Source organism: Curtobacterium sp. 1310, from assembly GCF_017834105.1.
Lineage (GTDB): Bacteria > Actinomycetota > Actinomycetes > Actinomycetales > Microbacteriaceae > Curtobacterium.
The window spans coordinates 590810-615239 of the sequence record NZ_JAFICY010000001.1 but is presented as its reverse complement, the minus strand read 5'-3'; the positions used below and the strand labels follow the sequence as shown (position 1 = coordinate 615239).

17 protein-coding genes are annotated in these 24430 nt (G+C 71.5%); 11 read left to right on the top strand and 6 right to left on the bottom strand.

Annotated elements, in window-relative coordinates; all coding sequences use genetic code 11:
- Positions 1-19: 19 nt before the first annotated feature.
- Positions 20-883 (bottom strand): type I methionyl aminopeptidase, encoded by an 864-nt coding sequence (gene map / locus JOD95_RS02805; RefSeq protein WP_066658125.1) that lies wholly within the window; start codon positions 881-883, stop codon positions 20-22.
- A gap of 664 nt (positions 884-1547) precedes the next feature.
- Between map and JOD95_RS02800 the strand changes: the two genes are divergently transcribed.
- The 6 genes from JOD95_RS02800 (at position 1548) to JOD95_RS02775 (ending at position 11197) form a co-directional block, all read left to right on the top strand.
- Positions 1548-1727 carry an SPOR domain-containing protein gene (locus JOD95_RS02800; protein WP_066654026.1) on the top strand — a complete coding sequence of 60 codons (180 nt, stop codon included), beginning with the start codon at positions 1548-1550 and terminating at the stop codon, positions 1725-1727.
- 36 nt (positions 1728-1763) lie between these two features.
- Positions 1764-3101 (top strand): type I glutamate--ammonia ligase, encoded by a 1338-nt coding sequence (gene glnA / locus JOD95_RS02795; protein WP_066654028.1) that lies wholly within the window; start codon positions 1764-1766, stop codon positions 3099-3101.
- Between the two features lie 21 nt (positions 3102-3122).
- Entirely contained in the window at positions 3123-6095 is a 2973-nt protein-coding gene (locus JOD95_RS02790) for a bifunctional [glutamine synthetase] adenylyltransferase/[glutamine synthetase]-adenylyl-L-tyrosine phosphorylase (protein WP_209682882.1), read from the top strand.
- Between the two features lie 503 nt (positions 6096-6598).
- Positions 6599-8203 carry a glycosyltransferase family 2 protein gene (locus tag JOD95_RS02785; RefSeq protein ID WP_209682879.1) on the top strand — a complete coding sequence of 535 codons (1605 nt, stop codon included), beginning with the start codon at positions 6599-6601 and terminating at the stop codon, positions 8201-8203.
- Positions 8196-9776, top strand: coding sequence for a glycoside hydrolase family 26 protein (locus tag JOD95_RS02780; RefSeq protein WP_209682876.1), 1581 nt, complete (start codon positions 8196-8198; stop codon positions 9774-9776). The genes JOD95_RS02785 and JOD95_RS02780 overlap by 8 nt, the downstream gene beginning before the upstream one ends.
- A complete protein-coding gene (locus tag JOD95_RS02775) occupies positions 9773-11197 on the top strand; it encodes a UDP-glucose/GDP-mannose dehydrogenase family protein (RefSeq protein WP_209682874.1) in 1425 nt (474 codons plus the stop codon). The genes JOD95_RS02780 and JOD95_RS02775 overlap by 4 nt, the downstream gene beginning before the upstream one ends.
- Before the next feature lie 364 nt (positions 11198-11561).
- On the opposite strand, the gene glnA (JOD95_RS02770) is transcribed toward JOD95_RS02775, so the two are convergent.
- Complete coding sequence (glnA, locus tag JOD95_RS02770; protein WP_066654038.1) at positions 11562-12986, bottom strand: type I glutamate--ammonia ligase; 1425 nt, start codon at positions 12984-12986, stop codon at positions 11562-11564.
- Positions 12987-13127: 141 nt separating this feature from the next.
- Here glnA (JOD95_RS02770) and JOD95_RS02765 point away from each other — a divergent pair, with 141 nt between their 5' ends.
- Positions 13128-13598 carry an RDD family protein gene (locus JOD95_RS02765; protein WP_066654040.1) on the top strand — a complete coding sequence of 157 codons (471 nt, stop codon included), beginning with the start codon at positions 13128-13130 and terminating at the stop codon, positions 13596-13598.
- 361 nt (positions 13599-13959) lie between these two features.
- Here the strand turns inward: JOD95_RS02765 and JOD95_RS02760 are convergent, their stop codons facing one another.
- Positions 13960-14673 carry a DUF4191 family protein gene (locus JOD95_RS02760; protein WP_058728606.1) on the bottom strand — a complete coding sequence of 238 codons (714 nt, stop codon included), beginning with the start codon at positions 14671-14673 and terminating at the stop codon, positions 13960-13962.
- A 127-nt stretch (positions 14674-14800) separates the two neighbouring features.
- Between JOD95_RS02760 and JOD95_RS02755 the strand changes: the two genes are divergently transcribed.
- On the top strand, positions 14801-15748 hold the full coding sequence (locus tag JOD95_RS02755; RefSeq protein WP_209682871.1) for a hypothetical protein: 948 nt from the start codon (positions 14801-14803) through the stop codon (positions 15746-15748).
- 169 nt (positions 15749-15917) lie between these two features.
- Here JOD95_RS02755 and sucB read toward each other — a convergent pair whose 3' ends face one another.
- The 3 genes from sucB to JOD95_RS02740 form a co-directional block, all read right to left on the bottom strand.
- Positions 15918-17414 (bottom strand): 2-oxoglutarate dehydrogenase, E2 component, dihydrolipoamide succinyltransferase, encoded by a 1497-nt coding sequence (gene sucB / locus JOD95_RS02750; protein WP_066654044.1) that lies wholly within the window; start codon positions 17412-17414, stop codon positions 15918-15920.
- A gap of 73 nt (positions 17415-17487) precedes the next feature.
- Complete coding sequence (lpdA, locus tag JOD95_RS02745; RefSeq protein ID WP_066654046.1) at positions 17488-18861, bottom strand: dihydrolipoyl dehydrogenase; 1374 nt, start codon at positions 18859-18861, stop codon at positions 17488-17490.
- A gap of 153 nt (positions 18862-19014) precedes the next feature.
- Complete coding sequence (locus tag JOD95_RS02740) at positions 19015-20496, bottom strand: leucyl aminopeptidase (protein ID WP_209682868.1); 1482 nt, start codon at positions 20494-20496, stop codon at positions 19015-19017.
- Positions 20497-20572: 76 nt separating this feature from the next.
- Between JOD95_RS02740 and JOD95_RS02735 the strand changes: the two genes are divergently transcribed.
- The 3 genes from JOD95_RS02735 (at position 20573) to JOD95_RS02725 (ending at position 24429) form a co-directional block, all read left to right on the top strand.
- On the top strand, positions 20573-21505 hold the full coding sequence (locus JOD95_RS02735; RefSeq protein WP_209682865.1) for a proteasome assembly chaperone family protein: 933 nt from the start codon (positions 20573-20575) through the stop codon (positions 21503-21505).
- 113 nt (positions 21506-21618) lie between these two features.
- Positions 21619-22944 (top strand): nitrate/nitrite transporter, encoded by a 1326-nt coding sequence (locus tag JOD95_RS02730; protein WP_209682862.1) that lies wholly within the window; start codon positions 21619-21621, stop codon positions 22942-22944.
- A 192-nt stretch (positions 22945-23136) separates the two neighbouring features.
- Positions 23137-24429 carry an RNA polymerase sigma factor gene (locus JOD95_RS02725; RefSeq protein ID WP_209682859.1) on the top strand — a complete coding sequence of 431 codons (1293 nt, stop codon included), beginning with the start codon at positions 23137-23139 and terminating at the stop codon, positions 24427-24429.
- The last annotated feature ends 1 nt before the right edge of the window (position 24430 follow it).

The following is a 24430-nucleotide window of genomic DNA, read 5'->3' as shown; positions in this document are numbered from 1 at the left end:
TGCCTTTCGAGAGTGGCCGTCAGGAGACGGTGAGGAGTTCCGCGCCGCGCTCGGTGACGACGAGGGTGTGTTCGAACTGTGCGGTCCAGGACTTGTCGCGGGTGCTGACGGTCCAGTCGTCCGACCAGATGTCGGCCTCGATGCCGCCGAGCGTGAGCATGGGCTCGATGGTGAACACCATGCCCGGCTCCATGACGTCGTCGAAGCGCGGCGCGTCGTAGTGGGGGATGATCAGCCCGGAGTGGAAGGCACGACCGACGCCGTGACCGGTGTAGTCGCGGACGACGCCGTAGCCGAAGCGCTTCGCGTAGGCCTCGATCGCTCGTCCGATGACGTTGACCTGCCGTCCGGGGGCCACGGCCTTGATCCCGCGCTCGAGCGCGGTGCGGGTGCGGTCGACCAGGTCCTGCACCTCCTGCGACGCCTGCCCGACGACGAACGTGCGGTTCGTGTCGCCGTGCATGCCGTCCTTGTAGGCGGTGATGTCGATGTTGACCAGGTCACCCTCCTGCAGCACGGTGTCGTCCGGGATGCCGTGGCAGATGACCTCGTTCAGGCTCGAGCAGAGCGACTTGGGGTACCCGCGGTAGCCGAGCGTGGAGGGGTAGGCCCCGTGGGACACGACGAACTCGTGGCCGATCCGGTCGAGCTCGTCGGTGGTGACCCCGGGGCGGATGGCGTCCCCGACGGCGTCGATGGCCTGCGAGGCGATGCGTCCCGCGGCCCGGATCAGCTCGACCTCGTCCGGCGTGTACGTGTCACCGAGTCCGTGCTCGTGGGGCTCGACGCGCCCGACGTACTCGGGACGCTCGATGTCCTTCGGCACGGGGCGCTGGGGGGAGATCCGGCCGGCGGTCAGGTGTCCGTGTTCGTCCCGGGGCATGCCGACCACTCTAACCGGGTGCGGCAGGCCGCCGTCCCGCCGGCGTCGGCGCCGAGCCGCCGGCGGCCGCGCGAGACGCCCCGCACGTGCGCGAGACGCGGCACGTGCGCGAGACGCCGGCGTCGGTGCGAGACGCCTCGCCGGTGCCGGGACGCCGCGCCGACCGACACGTGCGCGAGCCGCCCTCGCCGGTGCCGAGACGCCGCGCCCACCGGCACGTGCGGGAGACACCGGCGTCGGTGCGAGACGCCCCGTCCGTGCCGAGACGCCGCGAGATCCGGCGGCGTCTCGCGGCGCCGAGGGCGTCCGGCGGTGACGGCGGCGTCTCGCGGCGCCGCGCGGGGCACCGGCAACGTCCCGGCTCGAACCCTCCCCTCAGGACCGCCCGCCCAGCGCCCCGCGCCCCACGCGACGGCCTGGAGGAGCGGTGCCGGCCCGCCGGACCGGCACCGAGCCTCCAGGCCGGTCGCCGCCACCGCCCGGCCGGGCCCGCGCCCGTCCTCCGGTCCGCCGGTCCGCCGGTCCGCGACCCCGCGAGTCTCGAGCTGAGCGACCGATCGCGCGCCCCGGTGCCCGAGGACCGTCGCCAAGCCCGAGACTCGGCTGCGGACCCCGCACCCGTCGCGCGCGGGCACCGCCCGACCGCCGTGGGTACGGTGGCGCCATGAGCGACGAACGCATCGAGTCCCAGTGGTGGTTCAACGAGAAGACGCACGAGGTGGAGCAGGGCCCGCAGTCGCCGCAGCGCGACCGCATCGGCCCGTTCGACACCCGCGAGGACGCGCAACACGCCCTGGACCGCATCAAGGCGAACAACGAGCGCTGGGACGACGCGGACCAATAGGCTGGGAGCCCCAGCAGCACCACGGAAAGGGCGTCCATGGACAAGCAGACGGACTTCGTGCTCCGCACCATCGAGGAGCGGGGCATCAAGTTCATCCGACTCTGGTTCACCGACGTCATCGGCACGCTGAAGTCCGTCGCGATCGCCCCGGCCGAGGTCGAGGGGGCCTTCGCGGAGGGCATCGGGTTCGACGGCTCCGCGATCGAGGGCCTCACGCGCTCCTACGAGGCCGACGTCCTGGCGCACCCGGACCCCTCGACGTTCCAGATCCTGCCCTGGCGGGGCGAGGTCGACCCGACGGCGCGGATGTTCTGCGACATCACGACGCCCGACGGCCAGCCCGCCGTCGCCGACCCTCGCAACGTGCTGAAGCGGACGCTGGCGAAGGCGAGTGACCGTGGGTTCACCTTCTACACGCACCCCGAGATCGAGTTCTACCTGCTGAAGAGCCGCGACTGGGCGGACGGCGGCCCGCAGCCCGTCGACCAGGCCGGCTACTTCGACAACGTCCCCGGCGGCAGCGCCCACGACTTCCGCCGCCGCTCGGTGCGCATGCTCGAGGACCTCGGCATCTCGGTGGAGTTCTCCCACCACGAGGCCGGCCCCGGGCAGAACGAGATCGACCTCCGCTACGCCGACGCGCTGACGATGGCGGACAACATCATGACCTTCCGCACGGTGGTGAAGGAGGTCGCGATCGAGCAGGGCGTCTACGCGACCTTCATGCCGAAGCCGCTGTCGGGGCAGCCCGGCTCCGGCATGCACACGCACGTCTCGCTCTTCGAGGGCGACCAGAACGCCTTCTACGAGGCCGGCGGCGAGTACCAGCTGTCGCAGACCGCGAAGCACTTCATCGCCGGTGTGCTGCGGCACGCGCCGGAGATCACCGCCGTGACGAACCAGTTCGTCAACTCGTACAAGCGCCTGTGGGGCGGTGACGAGGCCCCGTCCTTCGTGACCTGGGGCCACAACAACCGTTCGGCCCTGGTCCGCGTGCCGCTGTACAAGCCGAACAAGGGCCAGTCCGCCCGCGTCGAGTACCGCGGCATCGACTCCGCCGCGAACCCGTACCTGGCGTACTCGCTGCTCCTCGCGGCGGGCCTCAAGGGCATCGACGAGGGCTACGAGCTCCCGCCGGAGGCCGAGGACAACGTCTGGAGCCTGTCCGACGCCGAGCGCAAGGCCCTCGGCTACAAGCAGCTCCCGGCCAGCCTCGACCACGCGCTCGGTCTGATGGAGGACTCGGAGCTCGTCGCCGAGACCCTGGGCGAGCAGGTCTTCAACTTCGTGCTGCTCAACAAGCGGCAGGAGTGGAAGGCCTACCGCGACCAGGTCACGCCGTTCGAGCTCCGCACGAACCTCGGCGCGCTCTAGCAGCCGCCCGGTGCGCCACCCATGACCGGTCGGACGAAGACGTCCCGTTCCGAGATGGCCCGCCTGGGCTTCGCGGAGCTGTCGGAGAGCCTGGAGCGGATCGCCGGCCTGGAGGCCCGGTTCGGCCCCGACCTACGGGTGCCGGTCGCCGACGCCCCGGCCCTGTGGGAGTCCACGGCCGATCCCGACGGTGTGCTCCGGCTGCTCGAGCGGCTCCTCGAGCGTGCGCCGGACGAGCTGCGGCCGGTCCTGGCGGACCGGGCGGCCACCGAGCGGCTCGTCCGGTTGCTCGGTGCGTCGACGGGGCTCGGGGAGTTCCTGCACCGTCGTCCGGCGGAGATCGCGCTGCTGCTCGAGCCGGTCACCCCGCCGTGGTCGCAGGAGGCGTACACGGAGTCGCTGGCCGAGGCGGTCGCGGACGCCACCGGTGAGGACGCCCGCCTCCGGCTGCGGGTGCGCTACCGGCGACACCTGGCGCAGATCGCCCTGTTCGACGTGCTGCACCCCGCCCCGACCGAGGCGTTCCCGGCGGTCGCCGCGGGACTCGCCGACCTGGCCGGCGCGGCGCTCGAGGCGGCGGTCGCCGTCGCCCGGCGCGAGGTCCCGTTCCCCGCCGCCGACGTCGAGGCCACCCCGCTCGCCGTGATCGGCATGGGGAAGGCCGGCGCACGCGAGCTCAACTACGTCAGCGACGTCGACGTCATCTTCGTCACCGAGTCGACCCGTGACGACGAGACCGGCTCCGGCGTCGGCACCGACCGCGCCGTCCTCATCGCGACGCGGCTGGCGATCGCGGCGACGCACGCCATCACCGACCTCGCGGCCGAACCGGCACTGTGGGAGGTCGACGCCAACCTTCGGCCGGAGGGCAAGGACGGCGCGCTCGTCCGGACGCTCGACTCGCACGTGGCGTACTACGAGCGCTGGGCGAAGGGGTGGGAGTTCCAGGCGCTGCTCAAGGCGCGGCCGATCGCCGGCAGTCGGGACCTGGGGGAGCGCTACGCCGCAGCGGTCGCCCCGTTCGTCTGGAGTTCCGCCGGCCGGCCCGGGTTCGTCGAGTCGGTGCAGCGGATGCGGGAACGCGTCACCGAGCACATCCCGGACGACGAGGTCGACCGGCAGATCAAGCTCGGGCCGGGCGGGCTGCGCGACGTCGAGTTCACCGTGCAGCTCCTGCAGCTCGTGCACGGCCGCGACGACGACACCGTGCGGGTCCGCTCGACGCTCGAGGCGATGGACGCCCTGGCCGCCGCCGGGTACGTGGGCCGACCCGAGGCCGCACGCTTCGGCCCCGACTACGCCCTGCTGCGCCTCCTCGAGCACCGCATCCAGCTCCGACGACTGCAGCGCACGCACCTCATGCCCTCCGACGAGGACGAGCTCCGGGTGCTCGCACGCTCGACCGGGCTCGCGACCTCGGCGTCGGCGCTCGAGCAGCGGTGGCGCGGCGTGAAGCTCGAGGTCCGCGGGCTCCACGAGCGGCTCTTCTACCGACCGCTGCTCTCGGCGGTGGCCGCGACCGACGGTGACATCGTCCTGACGAACGACCAGGCGGCCGACCGCCTCGGCGCGATCGGCTTCGCGGACCCCTCGGGCGCGCTCGGCCACATCCGCGCGCTCACGCAGGGCACGAGCCGGCGGGCCGCGATCCAGCGCAACCTGCTCCCCGTGCTCCTGCGGTGGATGGCCGAGGGGCCGGCTCCGGACCGGGCGCTCCTGGCGTTCCGGCGCCTCAGCGACACGCTGGGGGAGTCGAGCTGGTTCCTCCGCATGCTCCGCGACTCGTCGGGCGCCGCGCACTCCCTGACGACCGTGCTGTCCGAGTCGGCGTTCCTCGCCGGGTTGCTCGAGCGCTTCCCCGAAGCGGTCGCGTGGCTCGACGAACCGGAGACGCTCCTCCGGCCCCGACCGCTGGCGTCCCTGCTCGCCGAACACGCCGCGACGACCGCCCGACACGGTGACGACGTCGACGGTGCCGCCGCCCTCGTCCGGTCCGCACGACGTCGCGAGACGCTCCGGCTCGGCATGGCCGCAGTGCTGGGCCACCTCGACGTGGACGCACTCGGTCCGGCGCTGTCCGACGTCTCCGAGGCGACCCTGACCGGAGCGCTCACCCTCGCGCGGCGGGACGCTCCCGAGGGCCTCGCGTTCGGCATCGTCGCGATGGGACGCTTCGGTGGCCGGGAGCTCGGCTTCGGGTCCGACGCCGACGTGCTCTACGTGTACCGGGCGCCGGAGGGCCTCGAGTCGGAGCAGGCCTCGCGGGCGGCGCAGCGCATCGTCCGTGAGCTGTCGCGGCTGACCGACGACGCCATCCACCCGTTCGAGCTCGACATCGACCTGCGTCCGGAGGGGAAGAACGGACCGGTGGTGCGGACGCTCGAATCGTACGGCGCGTACTACGCCCGGTGGTCGTTGACGTGGGAGGCGCAGGCGCTCCTCCGGGCCCGTGGTGCCGTCGGCGACGACGGACTCCTGCGGGACTTCGAGCACCTGGCGGACCGGACCCGGTACCCGGAGCACATCGACGAGCAGGCGGTCCGCGAGGTCCGGCGCATCAAGGCCCGCGTCGAGTCCGAGCGGCTGCCACGCGGAGCCGACCCAGCGCGGCACCTGAAGCTCGGCCGCGGGTCCCTCAGCGACGTGGAGTGGTTCGTGCAGCTGCTGCAGCTGCAGCACGCGACGACGGTGCCCGGGCTCCGGACCACCTCGACGCTCGAGGCGCTCGACGCCGCCACCGCCGCCGGACTCGTCGCGGCGGAGGACGCCGACCGCCTCGGCGCCGCCTGGCGCTTCGCGTCCCGCACCCGGAGCGCCCTCGTGCTCTGGTCCGGGAAGACGACCGACGTGCTGCCCGTCGACCGGGTGCAGCTCGAGGGCATCGCGCGCCTGATGGAGTACCCGCCCGGATCGGCGTCCCGGCTCGAGGACGACTACCTCGGCGTCACACGGCGCGCTCGCCAGGTCTTCGAGCGGGAGTTCTACGGCGCCTGAGGGTGGGGCGACACGCCCGGACCGACGTCCGCGGGGGAACGTGACACGTCGTCGTCGATGAATTCCTGATGTCGTCCGCCGTCCCCCGACGGCTGCCGCGCTGTACCCCGACCGGCACGGGCCCACCCGTCGTGACCGGACCGTGATCGGGGGCTGCGGACCGGGGCAGCAGCGGCCCCGACCAGGCACCCCCCGGGCGGGGGTACGTGCCCTTCGACCTGGGGTTTCCTACACTGAGTAGCCCCGCCTCCCGGGCCGTCATCGGCTGCTGTTGCGCACCGGACGGCGGTGGACCGGTCCACATTCCTGCTGTCAGCAGCAGTGCGGACAGCCGCGATCTGCCGCGAGGGGGACTGCGTTGTACCCCGTGACCTCCTGGAAACACCCCCGGACAGGGGTCGCGTTGCGGTGGCACCCAGCTTCTGCCTCAATGGGCTCACCCGAACCGCCCACGGTTCCTCGATGAAGCGGAATCCCCACCTCGAACGTTGAAGCAGGGATCGATGTTCACCTTCATTCTGCAGATCCGGCAGATGGTCGAAGGGCACCCCGAGTTCTACCTGTTCGCCGTGTACTCCGCGGTGATCTGGTTGCTCTGGCTGCTCAAGGTCGTCCTGTCCGCCCGCTACCGCCCCTACACCGGCACCTTCGTCGGGACGACCAGCGTGGTCGTCCCCGTCGTCGACGAGCCGATCGACCTCTTCCGTGACGTGATCGGCCGCATGGTCGAGCAGGGGCCGGGCGAGATCATCGTCGTCATCAACGGCGCGAGGAACGAGGCGCTGGAGCAGGTCTGCGACGAGTTCGCCCCGCTCGTCCGCTGGACCCACACGCCGATCCCGGGCAAGCGCAACGCCGTCAAGGTCGGCACCGAGATGTCGACGGGCGACATCACCGTGCTCGTCGACTCGGACACGGTGTGGACCCCGGGGACGCTCTCCGAGCTGCTCAAGCCCTTCGCCGACGAGTCCGTCGGCGGGGTCACCACCCGCCAGCGCATCCTCGAGCCGACGCGCTCGTGGATCACCCGGTGGGCCGACTGGCTCGAGAACTCGCGGGCGCTCTACTCGATGCCGGCGCAGAGCGTGCTCGGCCAGATCGGGTGCCTGCCCGGGCGCACCATCGCCTTCCGCCGGAACATCCTCGCCCGTGTCATGGACCGGTTCATGCACGAGGAGTTCATGGGCGTCTTCCTCGAGGTGTCCGACGATCGCACCCTGACGAACCTGACCCTCAAGGAGGGCTACCGGACCGTCTACCAGTACACGTCGCTGGTCTACACGGACGCTCCGCTGCAGGTGAAGAAGCTGTTCAAGCAGCAACTGCGCTGGGCCCGCGGCTCGCAGTACAACACGCTGCGCATGCTCCCGTGGATGCTCGGTCACGCGCCGATCCTGGCGGTGTTCTTCCTCACCGACATCATCCTGCCGTTCATGCTCTTCGGCGTGATCGCCGGCTGGATCTACCGCGCGGTGACCGGGCAGGGCGAGAACCTGTACCAGGGCATCCTGCAGCAGTACGGCTTCTCGACGGGCTTCGTCTACGTCGCCGGGCTCATGGTCGTCTCCAGCGTGCTGAGCATGGCGGTCCGCCAGATGCGCCACCTCGCCGAGAAGCCGAGCGACTTCTTCCGGCTGCCGATGTTCATCATCGTGTCGACGTTCTTCCTCATGCCGATCCGGCTCATCGGCTTCTTCCGACTGGCGCACGCGTCCGGGTGGGGGACCCGCGCCGGGGCGTACGCCGGTGGTCCGATGGAGGAGGACCCTGCGGCCGCCGTCCAGCCGACCGCCACCGGCACGCCGGTCAGCCCGGTCGACGCCGGGCTGCCACCGGCGGACCGCACCGACGTCGCCCGGTCCCGGGTCGACGTCGGCGACCAGGCCGCGGCCGACCGCGCGTTCGACGAGCTCTTCGGCGCCGACGCCACGACCAACTCGACCGCGACGGTCCTCGCCACCCGGCGATCGGCGGCGGCGGCCGCTGCGGCCCCCGCCGCGCCTGTCCGTCCGGCGTCGGCGAAGGCCCGCCGTCGCAACCCGTACGCCGCGATCCCGTACCTCATCGGGTTCGCGATCCTCGCACTGGAGGCGTTCCTCATTGTCTGACCTCATCCGTTCCACCAGCACGTGGTGGGCCCAGTCGAGCAAGCACGCCCGTCGCACCGCGATCGGTACGGTCGCGATCGTCCTGGTGCTCGGCCTGATCACCTGGACCGTGTGGGTGTCGCCGGCCGGCCCGGTGTCGAGCGCGGTGCAGACCGCCCTCGGCGTCACCCCGCCGAAGGCGAAGCAGCCCACCGCCGCCGAACTCAGCGCGAAGCTCGACGCGGCGCAGCAGACCATCTGGAAGCTCGAGGGCAAGCTCGACTCCTCGGGAGCGCAGGCCGGGTCGCGGGCCGAGGAGATCACCCGCCTGAAGGCGCAGATCGCCTCGCTGCAGTCCGACCTCGGCGCTGCGACGAGCGGCGGCAAGGCGTCCGCCGGGGGGTCGGGCCCGGCGGGTTCCTCCGGCGGGTCCGGTCCGAGCGGGAGCGCTGCGGGGACCGCCGCCGGCGCCTCCGACTCCGGCGCCGGCTCGGGCGGGGGCTCCGGCTCCGGTTCGGGCGCGGGCTCGGGCTCGGGCTCGGGCGCCTCCGACGGGCAGGGCGGGACCGCGGGCCCGTCGAAGGACCCGGTCGCGTCCGAACCGATCACGACCCCGACCAAGGCGCAGATCCTCGGTCAGCAGTCCCGCTGGTACGGGCTCTACACGACGCAGTCGCCCTTCAACTGGGCCGAGTACGACCGCGTCTCGCAGGAGGTCGGCCGGGCCACGAACATGGTGGGCTACTTCCAGGGGTTCGACCAGGACTTCAATGCCAGCGCCGTCCAGCGGTCGTGGGCGAACGGCCGCCTGCCGATGATGACGTGGGAGACCGTGCCCGCGAAGACCGGGAACGACCAGCCGTACGTCGAGGGCTACACGAACCAGGACATCGTCTCCGGGAAGTTCGACGACTACCTCGCGTCCTACGCGAGGGCGCTGAAGGCGAACGGGATGCCCGTCGTCATCCGCCTCGACCACGAGATGAACGGCCAGTGGTACAACTGGTCCGAGGGGTCGAAGCAGCAGAACGCGCCGGGGTCGTACGTCGCCATGTGGCAGCACGTGCACGACGTCTTCCAGGCCAACGGAGCGAACGACTACGTCATCTGGAACTGGTCGCCGTCGCGCATCGACAAGCTCGGCAACCCGAAGTACCAGACGCTCGACTACATGCGGCAGTACTACCCGGGCGCCGACTACGTCGACTGGGTCGGCATGAGCGGCTACTACCGCACGGCCACCGAGCAGCCCACGTTCCAGAACACCTTCGGAGCGACCCTCGCGCAGCTCCGGCAGGTCGCGCCGGGCAAGCACGTCCTGCTCAACGAGATCGGCGCCACCGAGACCGGCGGCAGCGTCTCGGACAGCCAGAAGTCGCAGTGGATCGACTCGCTCTTCGACGCCCTCGCCGACCCCGCCAACCGCGACGTCATCGGCTTCGCGTACTTCAGCCAGGTGGCCACCACCATCGTCGACGGCGCCCGCACCACGAACGACTGGCGCCTCGACTCCCGCGCCGACAGCCTGGCGACCTTCGCCGAGGGCATCGCCCGCACCGACACCGACTACGACCTGCAGGAGGTCAAGCAGTGACCGCTCAGAAGAAGACCGACGCCGCCGACGTGCGGCCGGCTCCCGTCATCAGTGTCATCGGCACCGGATACCTCGGCGCCACCCACGCGGCCGCCATGGCCGAGATGGGCTTCGAGACCATCGGCGTGGACGTCGACCCCGCGAAGCTCGCCGCCCTGTCCGCCGGCGAGGTGCCGTTCTACGAGCCCGGCCTGCCCGAGCTCATCACGAAGCACGTCGCCACCGGGAAGCTCCGGTTCACCGCCGACCTGGCCGAGGCCGTCGCCGCCGCGGACGTCCACTTCGTCTGCGTCGGGACGCCGCAGAAGGCCGGGTCGCACGCTGCGAACCTGACCTACGTCGAGGCCGCCACCCGCGGTGTCGCGGAGCACCTCACCCACCCGGGGCTCATCGTCGGCAAGTCCACGGTGCCCGTCGGGACGGCGGAGCGACTGCGCGGGATCGTCCGCGAGTTCAGCCCGTCCGGCATCCAGGCGGAGCTCGTCTGGAACCCGGAGTTCCTCCGCGAGGGCAAGGCCGTCGACGACACCTTGCACCCCGACCGTCTGGTCTGGGGCGGCGCGTCGGCGGCGGCGGACGCGGTGATCCGCGAGGTCTACGCGGCACCGATCGCCGAGGGCACGCCGGTCATCACGACGGACCTCGCGACCGCCGAGCTCGTGAAGGTCAGCGCGAACGCGTTCCTCGCGACGAAGATCTCCTTCATCAACGCGATCTCCGAGATGTGCGCCATCACCGGTGCCGACGTCACCACGCTCGCCGACGCTCTCGGGCACGACGTCCGCATCGGGCGCAAGTTCCTGAACGCCGGGCTCGGCTTCGGCGGCGGCTGCCTGCCGAAGGACATCCGTGCGCTCATGCACCGTGCGAACGAGATCGGCGCCGGTCGGGTCGTCGGACTGATGCAGCAGGTCGACGAGATCAACATGGGGCAGCGCGAACGGGTCATCGACATGACGATCGAGGCGCTCGGGGGTTCCGTGCTGAACCGCCGCGTGGCCGTGGTCGGAGCCGCGTTCAAGCCCCTCACCGACGACGTCCGGGACTCGCCGGCGCTCAACGTCGCTGCGGCGCTGCACCTCCGCGGCGCGCAGGTCACGCTGTGGGACCCGGAGGCGAACGAGACCGCTCGTCGCTCCTTCCCGACGCTGTCCTACGCGGCGACGAAGGAGGACGCGGTCGAGGGTGCGGACGTGGTGCTCGTCCTGACGGAGTGGGACGAGATCGTGCAGGCGTCGCCGGTGTCGCTCGGCGGCATCGTCGGCCGTCGCACCGTCATCGACGCCCGCAACTGCCTCCCGGTCGCCGACTGGGTCGAGGCCGGGTGGTCCGTCCGCTCCCTGGGGCGGCCCACACCGGTCGCGAGCTCGGCCGTGAGCGTGGCGGCGGGGTCGAACGACGTGCTGGCCGCAGCGCGCTAGTCGTCACCGCGCAGGAGCGGGGTCCGTGCCGGGGGCGGCAGGGACCCCGCTCCTGTGTGTCCGGGCGTACCTCGTCCTTCCGGGCGTACCTGGTCCTTCCGGGCGTGGCTGGTCTTTCCGGGCGTACCTGCTCCTTCCGGGCGTACCAGGTGGTTCGTTCCGACCAGGTACGCCCGTTCCCGCCCGCCATCGCGCGCGTCACGGGAAGGAACGGGCGCACAGCAGGCGACTGGCTGGAGGCCCGGTGTCGGTCCGCCGGACCGGCACCGGGCCTCCAGGCGGTCACCACGACGGCACGACGCGCCCCGCACGCAGAAGGCCCCGCACCGGAACCGGTGCGGGGCCTTCGTGGTGTCAGCGCAGATCAGACGCCGAAGTAGAGCTCGTACTCGAACGGGTGCGGACGCTGCGCGAGCGGGAGGATCTCGTTCTCACGCTTGTAGTCGATCCACGTCTGGATGAGGTCCTCGGTGAAGACGTTGCCCTTCGTGAGGAACTCGTGGTCCGCTTCGAGCGCCTCGAGCGCCTCGTCGAGGGAGCCCGGCACCTGCGGGATGCCCTTGGCCTCCTCCGGGGGGAGCTCGTAGAGGTCCTTGTCGACCGGCTCGTGCGGCTCGATGCGGTTCTGGATGCCGTCGAGGCCGGCCATCAGCTGCGCAGCGAAGGCGAGGTACGGGTTGCCCGAGGCGTCCGGCGCGCGGAACTCGATGCGCTTCGCCTTCGGGTTCGTGCCCGTGATCGGGATGCGGATCGCGGCGGAGCGGTTGCCGGCCGAGTAGACCAGGTTGACCGGAGCCTCGAACCCCTTGACCAGACGGTGGTAGGAGTTGATCGACGGGTTCGTGAAGGCGAGCAGCGCCGGGGCGTGCTTCAGGATGCCACCGATGTACCAGCGCGCGACGTCCGAGAGGCCGCCGTAGCCGTTCTCGTCGTAGAACAGCGGCTTGCCGTCGCTCCAGAGCGACTGGTGGGTGTGCATGCCCGAGCCGTTGTCGCCGAACAGCGGCTTCGGCATGAACGTGGCGACCTTGCCCCACTGGTCGGCCGTGTTCTTGACGATGTACTTGAACTTCAGGATGTCGTCCGCGGCGTGGACCATCGTGTCGAACTTGTAGTTGATCTCCTGCTGGCCGCCGGTGCCCACCTCGTGGTGCGAGCGCTCGAGCTCGAAGCCCGCCTCGATCAGCTTGAGCGTGATGTCGTCGCGCAGGTCGGCCGTCTTGTCGACGGGGGAGACCGGGAAGTACCCGCCCTTGTAGGGGGTCTTGTTGGCGAGGTTGCCGCCCTCTTCCTCGCGACCGGTGTTCCAGGCGCCCTCTTCCGAGTCGACCGAGTAGAACGACTTGTTCTGGGTCACCGAGTAGCGGACGTCGTCGAAGATGTAGAACTCGGCCTCGGGCGCGAAGAACGCGGTGTCCGCGATGCCCGTCGACGCGAGGTACTTCTCGGCCTTCTTCGCCACCTGGCGCGGGTCGCGGCCGTAGATCTCGCCGTTCCGCGGGTTGTAGATGTCGAAGATCATGATCAGCGTGCGCTCGGCGCGGAACTGGTCGATGTACGCCGTCGTCACGTCCGGGATGAGCTGCATGTCCGACTCGTGGATCGACGCGAAGCCGCGGATCGAGGAGCCGTCGAAGAGCTGTCCGACCGAGAAGAAGTCCTCGTCGACCGTCGACGCCGGGATGTTGAAGTGCTGCTGGACACCGGGCAGGTCCGTGAAGCGGATGTCGAGGAACTTGACGTCCGTGTCCTTGATGAAGGCGAGCACCTCGGAGGAATCGGTGAACATGTGTGTCGATCTCCTGGGGGGTAGGTGATGTCGGAGGTGCCGCGGGTGCACCCTCCGACGAGGCTATTGACACCGGGTTTCCCGGACATGACTGCATTGTTTCGTGCGTGTTACGGGCACGGAGTCGCCTACCCTTGGAGCATGGCCCGCAGCACCACCCCGCCCTCGGCGTCGTCCGCACACCCCGGTGGGGAGCACCCGGACGGGTGGCCGGGCAAGGACCTCGGGCTCCCCGAGGACGGGCCGCGCAGCGTCGGCCGCATCGGTCGCCGGGTCGTCGGGCTGCTCATCGACGGCATCCTGGCCGACCTCGTGGCGTACGTCACCGGCGTGTGGTCGCCGCTCGAGGGATCCGGCGACATCGCGCACACGTGGATCCAGCTCGCGATCTTCGCGGTGCTGCAGGTCCTGTTCATCTGCACGCTCTCGGGCTCCTTCGGTCACGTGTGCGTCGGCCTGCGGGTCGTCCCGATCCGCGGCGGCTACGTCGGGGTGTGGCGACCGGTCGTCCGTACCGTGCTGCTCTGCCTGGTCGTCCCGGCGCTCATCATCGACCGTGACAGCCGTGGTGCGCACGACCGCATCGCGGGGACGGTGCTCGTCCGGCGCTGACCGGCGCGGCCGGACGCGCGCGGAGCCGGTGGCGTGCGAACGACGCGCAACGACATCGTCGACGTCGTACGACAGCGGCGGTGTCGTTCTGCCCGCGGGTCCGGCGGGTTCGGGCGGAGCGACGAGATCGTTGTCGCACGACAGCGGCGGTGTCGTTCAGCCCGCGGTCGCCCGGCGGCGGGGGGAGAACGACGAGATCGCTGTCGTACGACAGCGGCGGTGTCGTTCTGCCTGTCAGCACCACCGGCAAGCTCGGCGCTCCGACGAGACCACAGTCACGAGGAGCACGCGCCTCGCACGCAGCGACGCCCCCGACCTGGCACGGTCGGGGGCGTCGTCGCTCGGAGCGCGGGGGAGACGATCAGCGCGGACGCCCGGCGCGCGCACGCATCGGGTCCATGCCCTTGGGGATCGCGGCCGCCGGGCTGTGCGTGAGGGAGTCCAGACGGTTCGCGACCGCCAGGACCTCGTTGCGGTTGAGCGCCTTCTTGTACTTGTTCATCGCCCGCGGGAGCTTGTGCAGCGTCACGCCGTCCTCGTCGTCGTCGACGTGGACCACGTGCACGGGGACGTTCGGGACGATCCGCTGGACCTTGCGGCGCTCCTCGTCCACCTGGCGCTTGAGGTTGCCCCGCTGCCCCTCGGTGATGAGGACCACGCCCGGGGTGCCGACCGCGCGGTAGACGGCGGCCTGGGACCGGCCGTGCACGGCGACGGGCATCTCGCTCGATCGCCACTGGCGGCGGAGTGAGTTCGAGAGCACGGCGCCGACGGCGCCCGGCTGCCCGGCGATCTGCGAGTAGGCGGCACGCTCCGCCAGCCGACCGAGGACGATGAGGAAGAGCAGCACACCGAGCAGCACGCCGGCCACGATCCACAGCGTGATCGCGAGCCAGTTCTGGCCCGGCAGGAGCAGCGCGAGCAGGACACCCGCGACGACGGGGCCGACGAACGCCAGCAGGAACCACCAGACGGACTTCGGGTCGGCCCGACGGGTCATGGTGAAGACCTGGTACATCTGCTTGAGACGACCCGGCTCCTTCGCCGTCGTTGCTTGGGGAGTGCTGCGTGCCATGCGACCAGGATACGGCCTCGACCATCGCTCGCAGACCGCTGGTGCCCAGGCTGTGGGCGAACGTCGCCGTCCACAGGTACCGCACTCCGGCCGGGAGGCCCGTCCGGCCTCCGCGAAGCTCGTCACCATGACGACGACAGCGGGCAGCAGACGGTGGTGCGGTGCACAGGACCCCGCCGACTTCTCGGGGTGGGTCGCCGACCGCGCCGCCGGCGCCGGCCCGCACCTCGTTCCGGTGACCCGGGTCGGCAGGTGCCCGCAGGGCCACCTCGCCGCCGAGGTCCTCGACCCGTCGACCCGCGCGCTCGAGGACGCACTGGAGACACTCGGCACGCCGACCGAGGGTGTGGCGGTCACCCTGACGGTGCCCCTGCTCGAACTCGCTGCGCGGGCACGATCGGGTGCGGTCGTGCTCGGAGCCGTCCCCTTCGACGCCGTGCGCGTCGACGAAGCGGGAGCGATCGTCGTCGCCGACCGTCCTCCCGGTGCGTCGGACGCCTGCACGGGACGCACGTCGGCCGATCCCGCTGCGGACCCCCGGGCGACGGCCTGTGCCGCCGGGGTCCTCTCCCGGGTGACGGCGGCCGCTCGGGCCGAGGCAGCGGCAGCGGCAGCCTCCTCGCGGGTCGCGTGCACGCCACCGCCGGCGCACCCGCTCCCGTCTCCCCGTGACCTCGACGGCGCCCGCCAGCTCGTGACCGCCGCCCGTTCCGTGTGGGACCGTGTCGACGCGCGGTCAGCCGTCCGCAGCACGCTCGACCCGGTCCTCGACGCCGCGCGGGACGGGGACGCTCGGACGATCTCGGACGCGCTCGACCTCGTCGTCGGAGCCGCGCCACCCCGACCCGTGCGCTGGAGCAGACCGGGCCCGGCCTTCCCCGACGAGGAGCACGTCGGCGTCGGGCGTCTGCCGGACGACACCACGGACGCGATCGGCTCGGTCGCCCGGGTGGTGCGGGACCTGGTCGAGCAGGGGATCCCCCTGGGACGGGAGCGCCGAGTGCCGGTCCGGCACGTCCTCGTCGGCACGGTGGTCGCGGGCGGTCTCGTGACCGCAGCGACCGGTCTGCGCTGACCGTGACCGTGCCCGTGCCCGTGCCCGTGCCCGTGCCCGCGGCCGCAGGATCGCCGGACCGCCCCGGCCCGCGACGCACCGGGCCGGCTCTGCCGCTCCCGGTGGAACGCCGGACGGCCCCGGTCCCACCAGGGGACCGGGGCCGTCCGGTGCGGATCGGAGCGACGACTCAGTAGCCGAGGTTCGGGCCGAAGTTGCCCTCCTCGAGGCGGTTCTTCACCGCGACGAGGTACCGCGACGCGTCGGCGCCGTCGATGATCCGGTGGTCGTACGACAGCGCGAGGTAGACGAACGAACGGACGGCGATCGCCTCCTGCCCGTCGACCTTCACGACCGCCGGACGCTTGGTGACGATGCCCGTGCCGAGGATCGCGGACTGCGGCAGGAACACCACGGGGGTGTCGAACAGCGCGCCGCGCGAACCGGTGTTGGTCAGCGTGAAGGTGCCACCTGCGAGCTCGTCCGGCTTGAGCTGGTTGTTGCGCGTGCGCTCGGCCAGGTCCGCGATCGCCTTCGAGAAGTCGGCGAGCGAGAGCCCCGACGCGTCCTTGATCACCGGGGTGAGCAGGCCGCGCTCGGTGTCCACCGCGATCGACACGTTCTCGTGGTCCGGGTAGACGATCTCGTCGCCCTCGACCGTGGAGTTGATCTTCGGGTGGGCCTTGAGCGCCTCGGACGCCGCGAGGGCGAAGAACGGCATGAAGCTGAGCTTCGAACCGGTCTTCTCGAGGAACTCGGCCTTGTTCGCGTCGCGGAACTGCGCGACCTTCGTGACGTCGACCTCGACGACGCTGGTGAGCTGTGCGGTCGAGGTCATCGACTGCACGGCGCGCTCGGCGACCACCTTGCGGAGGCGCGTCATCTTCTCGCGCGTGCCGCGGAGCGGCGAGGTCTCGGCCACGAACGGGCCGGACGCCGCGGCGGCCGGAGCCGACGAACCGGCGGACGACGCCTTCGCGGCGGCGGCGAGCACGTCCTCCTTGCGGATGCGGCCACCGACCCCGGAGCCGGAGACCGTCGACAGGTCGACGCCCTGCTCGTTGGCGAGCTTGCGCACCAGCGGGGTGACGTAGCCGGAGGCCGACGCGTCCTGGTTCGGGTTCGGCACCGATGCCGACGCGGTCGAGCCGGATGCGGCCGGCGCCGGAGCAGCGGCCGGAGCCGGAGCTGCGGCGGGCGCGGGGACCGCTGCCGGCACGGCGGCGGGCGGCGGGACCGGAGCGGCCTGCGGGACGGGCGGAGCCGACGGTGCCTGCGGGGCGGCGGGCTGCGTCTGGCCACCGGGCGCCGGCTCGGCCTGCTGCGGCTCCGGAGCCTTCTGCTCCTCGCCCTGCTCGGTGCTCGGAGCCGTCTCGGGCTCGCTCTCCTCGGCGGCTGCGGCGTCCTGGTCCGCACCCTGGTCGTCCGACGAACCGGAGTCCGATCCGGACCCGTCGCCGATCTTCACCAGCGCGGTGCCGACCTCGACGGTCTCGTCCTCCTGGACGAGGATCTCCTCGACGACGCCGGCGATCGGCGACGGGATCTCGGTGTCGACCTTGTCGGTCGAGACCTCGAGCAGCGGCTCGTCGACCTCGACGCGGTCACCGACGTTCTTCAGCCATCGGGTGACCGTGCCCTCGGTGACGCTCTCGCCGAGCGCCGGGAGGTTGACGGATTCGCTCATCGGGTGGGCTCCTGTTCGCGGGTTGCTGTGGTGGTGGTTGTCATTGTCTCGGTGTGCACGGTGGACGTGGTCGTCACAGCGCGTGCAGCGGCTTGCCCGCGAGGTGGAGGAAGGCCTCGCCCAGGGCCTCGTTCTGCGTCGGGTGGGCGTGGACGAGCGGTGCGACGTCCTCCGGGTGCGCCTCCCAGTTCACCGCGAGCTGGGCCTCACCGATGAGCTCGCCGACGCGCGCGCCGATCATCGAGACACCGACGACCGGTCCGTCGACGACCCGGACGACCTTGACGGCGCCGGAGGTCCCGATGATGTGGCTGCGGCCGTTGCCCGCGAGGTTGTACTCGTAGAAGTCGACCTTGTCCTTGCCGTACTCCTCCTCGGCCTTGGCCTGGGAGAGTCCGACCGAGGCGACCTCGGGGTCGGAGTAGGTCACCTTCGGGATGTTCGTGTCGGAGATGACGACGGGCTTCAGGCCCGCGATCTCCTCGGCCACGAAGATCCCCTGCTGGAAGCCGCGGTGCGCGAGCTGCAGGCCGGGGACGATGTCGCCGACGGCGTAGACGTTCGGCAGGTTGGTGGCGAGGCGCTCGTCGGTCGTGACGAACCCGCGGTCCATCGCGACACCGACCTCGTCGAAGCCCATGTTCTGCGTGAGCGGGCCACGGCCGACCGCGACGAGGAGCACGTCGCCCTCGTAGGTCTTGCCGTCCTCGAGCGTCACGACGACGCCGTTCTCGTGCTGGTCGACGTGGTCGAAGCGCACGCCGAGCGAGAACTCGATGCCGCGCTTGCGGAAGGCGCGCTCGAGCTGCTTGGACATCGACTCGTCCTCGGCGGGGATGAGGTGGGGCAGGCCCTCGACGATCGTGACGTCGGCGCCGAACGACTTCCACACGCTGGCGAACTCGACGCCGATGACGCCACCACCGAGGATGACGACCTTGTTCGGGACGTAGTCCATCTTCAGCGCGGTCTCGGACGTGATCACGCGTCCGCCGATCTCGAGGCCCGGCAGGGACTTCGAGTACGAACCCGTGGCGAGCACGACGTTCTTGCCGGTGACGGTCTGGTCGCCGACCTGCACGGTGTTCTGCGAGGTCAGACGGCCCCAGCCCTCGACGACGGTGATGCCGCGCGCCTTGACCAGGCCCTGCAGGCCCTTGTACTTCGAGTTGATGACGCCCTGCTGGTAGTCGATGACCTTCGGCACCTCGACACCGGCGAACTCGGCGATGACGCCGTACTTCTCCGCGTCGCGGGTGGCGTCGGCGACCTCGGCGGCGTGCAGCAGCGCCTTGGTCGGGATGCAGCCGCGGTGCAGGCAGGTCCCCCCGAGCTTGTCTCCCTCGATGAGCGCGACGCTCATACCGAGCTCGGCGGCCCGGAGCGCAGCGGCGTAGCCACCACTGCCGCCACCGAGGACCACGACGTCGTAAGTCTGTTCCGTCACCTGGTGCAACTCCCTCGTGCGTGTCGGGATCCCGGTCGGACCCCACTGGACACCGCGGCGGCGGCGTCCGACGGTCGGACCGCATGGTTCCGGTCCCGTCCCGCTGGTTCCGGCGGACGCGCGTCGGTGCGCAGCCCGCCGGACACCAACCTACTACCTGGACTGGAGCTCTTCTGCGAGCCCGATGAGCGTCCGGACCATGACGCCGGTCGCGCCCTTGCCGAGCCAGCCGTACCCGCCGCCCTTGTGCTCCGAGGGGCCCGCGATGTCGAGGTGCGCCCACGGCACGCCGTCGCCCACGAACCGCTCGAGGAACTTGCCGGCGAGGAGCATCCCACCGGCGGGGTTGCCCACGGTCGCGTTGACCATGTCGGCGACGTCGCTGGCGAGTCGCGCGTCGAGCTCCTCGGGCAGGGGCATCGGCCAGATCGGCTCGGCGACGGCGTCGGCGACCGCGCGGACCCGTGCGACCAGGTCGTCGCTGCCCATCAGGCCGGTGGTCCGGTCGCCGAGGGCGACGACCTGTGCGCCGGTGAGCGTCGCGACGTCGACGAGGGCGTCGGGCTGCTCGAGCGAGGCGGCGACCATGCCGTCGCCGAGGACGAGTCGGCCCTCGGCGTCGGTGTTCGTGACCTCGACGGTCTTCCCGTTCTTCAGGGTGAGCACGTCGCCGGGGCGCGTCGCGGAGCCGGACGGCATGTTCTCGGCGAGGCACAGCCAGGCGGTGACCTTCGTGTCGAGGCCGAGGCGCGCGGCGGCGATCGTCGCGGCGAGCACGGTGGCGGCGCCGGTCATGTCGGTCTTCATGCCGAGCATCGACGCGGCGGGCTTCAGCGAGAGGCCGCCGGAGTCGAAGGTGATGCCCTTGCCGACCAGCGCGATGTGCTTGGACGCCGACGACGGCTCGTAGCGGACGACGACCAGGCGCGGGGGACGCTCGGAGCCGCGGCCGACCCCGAGGATGCCCCCGAAGCCCTGCTCCTCGAGCTGCTGCTCGTCGAGGACCTCGACGGTGAGGGGGAGGCCCTCGGCCTGCGCGACGGCGACGTCGGCGACGTCCGCCGGGCCGAGGTCGCCGGCGGCGGTGTTCACGAGGTCACGGACGAGCGCAGCCGCGTCGGCGACGATCGCGGGCCGGACGGTGGCGTCGGCGGCGGTGTCGGCCGGCGCGACGACCGCGATGCGCTGATCGCCCCGGGCCGGAGCGGTCGTGCCGGTGCCCTTGTGCCGGGTGAAGGCGTAGGAGCCGAGCGCCGCACCCTCGAGCGCGGCGTCGACGAGCTCGGCCGAGTCGGCCGGCAGCGCCAGGGCGATCGACGCCGCCTGGGGGAGCTGGCGGACCGCGCTGCCGGCGGCCGCGCGGACGGACGCCGCGTCGACCGTGGCACCGAGGCCGACGAGTGCGATCCCGGCCGCGGCGACGCCGGTACCGGGGAGGCGGACCAGCTGGTCCTTCGCACCCGTCACACCGACGGAGCCGAGGTCGAGGTCGGCGAGCGCGTCCAGGGCGCCGGCAGCGCTCGGAGCGATCGTGGGGGCACCGCCGTCGGTGCCCGAGCGGACGCCGAGCACGAGGACGTCGGCGTCGACGTCGGAGGGGGTCGAGGTGGTGGTGGAGAGCGTCGGTCGGACCATGCGCCCAGCCTAGCCAGCACGTGTTCGCCGAGAGCGTCGGGCCGGCGCAGGGGTCGGGTCGGGGGTGCCGCCTAGCATGGGGACGGTGAACCACCCCGAGGACCTGTACTCCGCTCCCGACGGCGCGCCGACCGTCCCGGCCGGGCTGCACCTGGTCGCGGGCCTGACCGGCTTCGTCGACGCGGGGTCCGCCGTCGCGCAGGTGGCCACGTCGATCCTCGACGGCCTCGACCACGAGCTCGTCGCGGAGTTCGACCCGGACGTCCTGCTCGACTGGCGCGCCCGCCGGCCGGTCATCACCTTCGAGCACGACCACATCACGGCCGTCGAACCGCCGCGCCTGGCGCTGCACCTGGTGCGCGACGAGCTCGGGCAGCCGTTCCTGTTCCTCACCGGGTACGAGCCGGACTTCCAGTGGAACCGGTTCGTCGACGCCGTCACCGGCCTCGCCGACCGCCTGCAGGTCGCGGACACGACGTGGGTCCAGTCCATCCCCATGCCCGTCCCCCACACCCGTCCGATCAGTCTGACGGTGTCGGGGACCCGCGCGGACCTGGTCGAGCAGCTGAGCGTGTGGAAGCCGGAGACGCAGGCGCCCGCGAACGTCCTGCACCTGGTCGAGCACCGGCTGACGCAGCTGGGTGCATCGGTCACCGGGCTCGTCCTGCTGGTCCCGCACTACCTCGGCGACACCGAGTTCCCCGACGCCGCGGTCACCGCACTGTCGAGCATCGCGGCGGCCACCGGTCTGATCTTCCCGACCGACGCGCTGCGTGCGTCCGACCGCGAGTTCCGCACACGCGTCGACGAGCAGGTCGCGGGGAACCCCGAGCTCCAGCGCCTGGTCGGGGTGCTCGAGGAACGGCACGACACCTACATGGAGGGCAACCCGGTCGCGTCGCCCCTGACGAACGAGGACGGCGAGGTCCCGACCGCCGATGCGATCGCGGCCGAGCTCGAGCGCTTCCTGGCCGACCGGCGGTCCGACGGCGACGCGTCGACCGACTGACGGGGAGTGTGCCGCGCCGCTCGCGGCCTGGAGGCTCCTCCACAGCCCGCACCGCGCCTCCCGTCCTCCACAGCACGTGTCGGGCGCGGGCCGCGCGTCGGTAGCCTTGTCGGGTGAACTCCCGCCGTGCCTTCCTCGTCTGGGGCGTCGCGGTGCTCGCCTACGTCCTCGCCGTGGTGCAGCGGTCATCGCTCGGGGTCTCCGGCGTCGACGCGCAGGACCGCTTCGCGGTCTCGGCCGCGGTCCTGTCCACGCTCGCCGTCGTGCAGATCGCCGTCTACGCCGGGCTGCAGATCCCGGTGGGGATCGCGCTCGACCGGGTGGGGCCGCGCAGGCTGGTGCTGCTGGGCGCCGCGCTGCTCGTGGTCGGCCAGGTCGTCGTCGCGTTCTCGCCGACGATCGGCCCGGCCATCGCGGGCCGGGTGCTCGTCGGGGCCGGCGACGCGATGACGTTCATCTCGGTGATCCGTCTGGTCCCGATGTGGTTCACGGGCCGCATCCTGCCGCAGATCTCGCAGTGGACGGGCAACCTCGGCCAGGTCGGACAGGTCCTGTCGGCCTTCCCGTTCGCCGTGCTCCTGCACACCGCCGGGTGGACCCCGGCGTTCGGGGTCGCCGCGGCCGCGAGCCTGGGCGGTCTCGTGCTGGCGGTCGTCTTCGTCCGCAACGGCCCCGTCGCGGTGCGGACCGACACCATCCCACTGCCCCTGCCGCACTCGTGGCGCGGCGCCTTCCACACCTTCGGGCACGCGCTGCGGCGGCCGGGCACGCAGCTCGGCTTCTGGTCCCACTACGTCACGCAGTCGTCCGGCACGGTCTTCTCGTTGCTGTGGGGCGTCCCGATGCTGCGCGGCCTCGGGTACAGCCCGTCCGAGGCGGCTGGCTTCCTCACCGTCGTCGTCGTCACCGGCTTCGTCGTGGGTCCGGTGCTCGGCGTGCTCTGCGCCCGGTTCCCGCTCCGGCGGTCGAACCTGGTGCTCGGCATCGTCCTGGCGCTCGGGGTGGTGTGGACGGCGGTGCTGCTCTGGCCGGGGCACCCGCCGACGTGGCTGCTCGTCCTGCTCGTGGTCGCGATGGGGGTCGGCGGCCCGGGATCCCTCATCGGTTTCGACTTCGCGCGCAGCTTCAACCCGGTCGGGTCGCTCGGTTCGGCGAACGGCGTCGTGAACGTCGGTGGGTTCCTGGCGGCCTTCGTCATGATGTTCCTCATCGGGACGCTGCTCGACGTCGTGTCGGGCGCGACGGGGCGCACGGTGTTCGCCTGGGACAACTTCCGCATCGCGCTCACCGTGCAGTACGTGGTGGTCGGGTTCGGCGTCGTGATGCTGCTGCTCGCGCGCCGACGGACCCGGCGACAGATGCACGCGCAGGACGGAATACGGGTGGGGCCGCTCTGGGTTGCACTGGTTGCGCGCCTGCGGAAGCAGGCCGTGCAATAATGGAGGACGGACCCGTTCGGGCCCCTCACGACCGCGTCGCCTCGCTGCGCCGCGGGGGTCGGGGGACTTGACATGGGTCCTCATGCTGCCCGGAACGGTAGGACCTGACGACGCGGGGGACTGCGGCCCAGGCCCTGGGCGGCGAGGGAAGCCACGACCCCACGAACGTGGCACGACGAGAGAGGTGATCGCATGGCTGCCCGGAGCACGACGATCGATCCCACGAAGGACACCGAGCCCGAGGCCGTCGCGGCGGACGACGCCGACGCGGCCGAGGGGAAGGCTGCGCCGAAGAAGCGCGCCACCAAGACCACCGCCGCGAAGAAGCCCGCTGCGAAGGCAGCGCCGAAGAAGGCGGCCACGCGCGCGAAGAAGAAGGCCGACGACGAGGACGAGGACGACGAGGCCGTCGAGCCCGCGGACGACGCCGTCGACGCGACGGACGACGCCGAGGACACCGAGACCGAGGAGAAGGACGCCAAGCCGGACGCCGCAGCAGCGGTCGCCGCGGGCGCGCTCGTCATCTCGCAGTCCGACGACGACGAGGCACCGGTCTACTCGACCACGATCACCGGCGCCACCGCCGACCCGGTCAAGGACTACCTGAAGCAGATCGGCAAGGTCGCGCTCCTCAACGCCGAGCAGGAGGTCGAGCTCGCGATGCGGATCGAGGCCGGCCTGTTCGCCGAGGACAGGCTGCAGCACTCGACCGGTCTCTCCAAGCCGGAGGAGCGCGAGCTCCGCTGGGTCGCCCGTGACGGGCAGCGCGCGAAGTCCCACCTGCTCGGCGCGAACCTGCGCCTCGTCGTCTCGCTGGCCAAGCGCTACACGGGCCGCGGCATGCAGTTCCTGGACCTCATCCAGGAGGGCAACCTCGGTCTGATCCGTGCGGTCGAGAAGTTTGACTACACCAAGGGCTTCAAGTTCTCGACGTACGCCACCTGGTGGATCCGTCAGGCGATCACCCGCGCGATGGCCGACCAGGCCCGCACCATCCGCATCCCGGTGCACATGGTCGAGGTCATCAACAAGCTGGCCCGTGTGCAGCGCCAGATGCTGCAGGACCTCGGTCGCGAGCCCACTCCGGAAGAGCTCGCCCGCGAGCTCGACATGACCCCGGAGAAGGTCGTCGAGGTGCAGAAGTACGGTCGCGAGCCGATCTCGCTCCACACCCCGCTGGGTGAGGACGGCGACTCGGAGTTCGGCGACCTGATCGAGGACACCGAGGCGGTCGTGCCGGCCGACGCCGTGGGCTTCACGATGCTGCAGAAGCAGCTCGAGAGCCTGCTCGACTCCCTGTCCGAGCGCGAGGCGGGCGTGATCCGCATGCGCTTCGGCCTCGGTGACGGTCAGCCGAAGACCCTCGACCAGATCGGGGACACGTTCGGCGTGACGCGCGAGCGGATCCGACAGATCGAGTCCAAGACGATGGCGAAGCTCCGCCACCCGTCCCGGTCGCAGTCGCTCCGCGACTACCTCGAGTAGG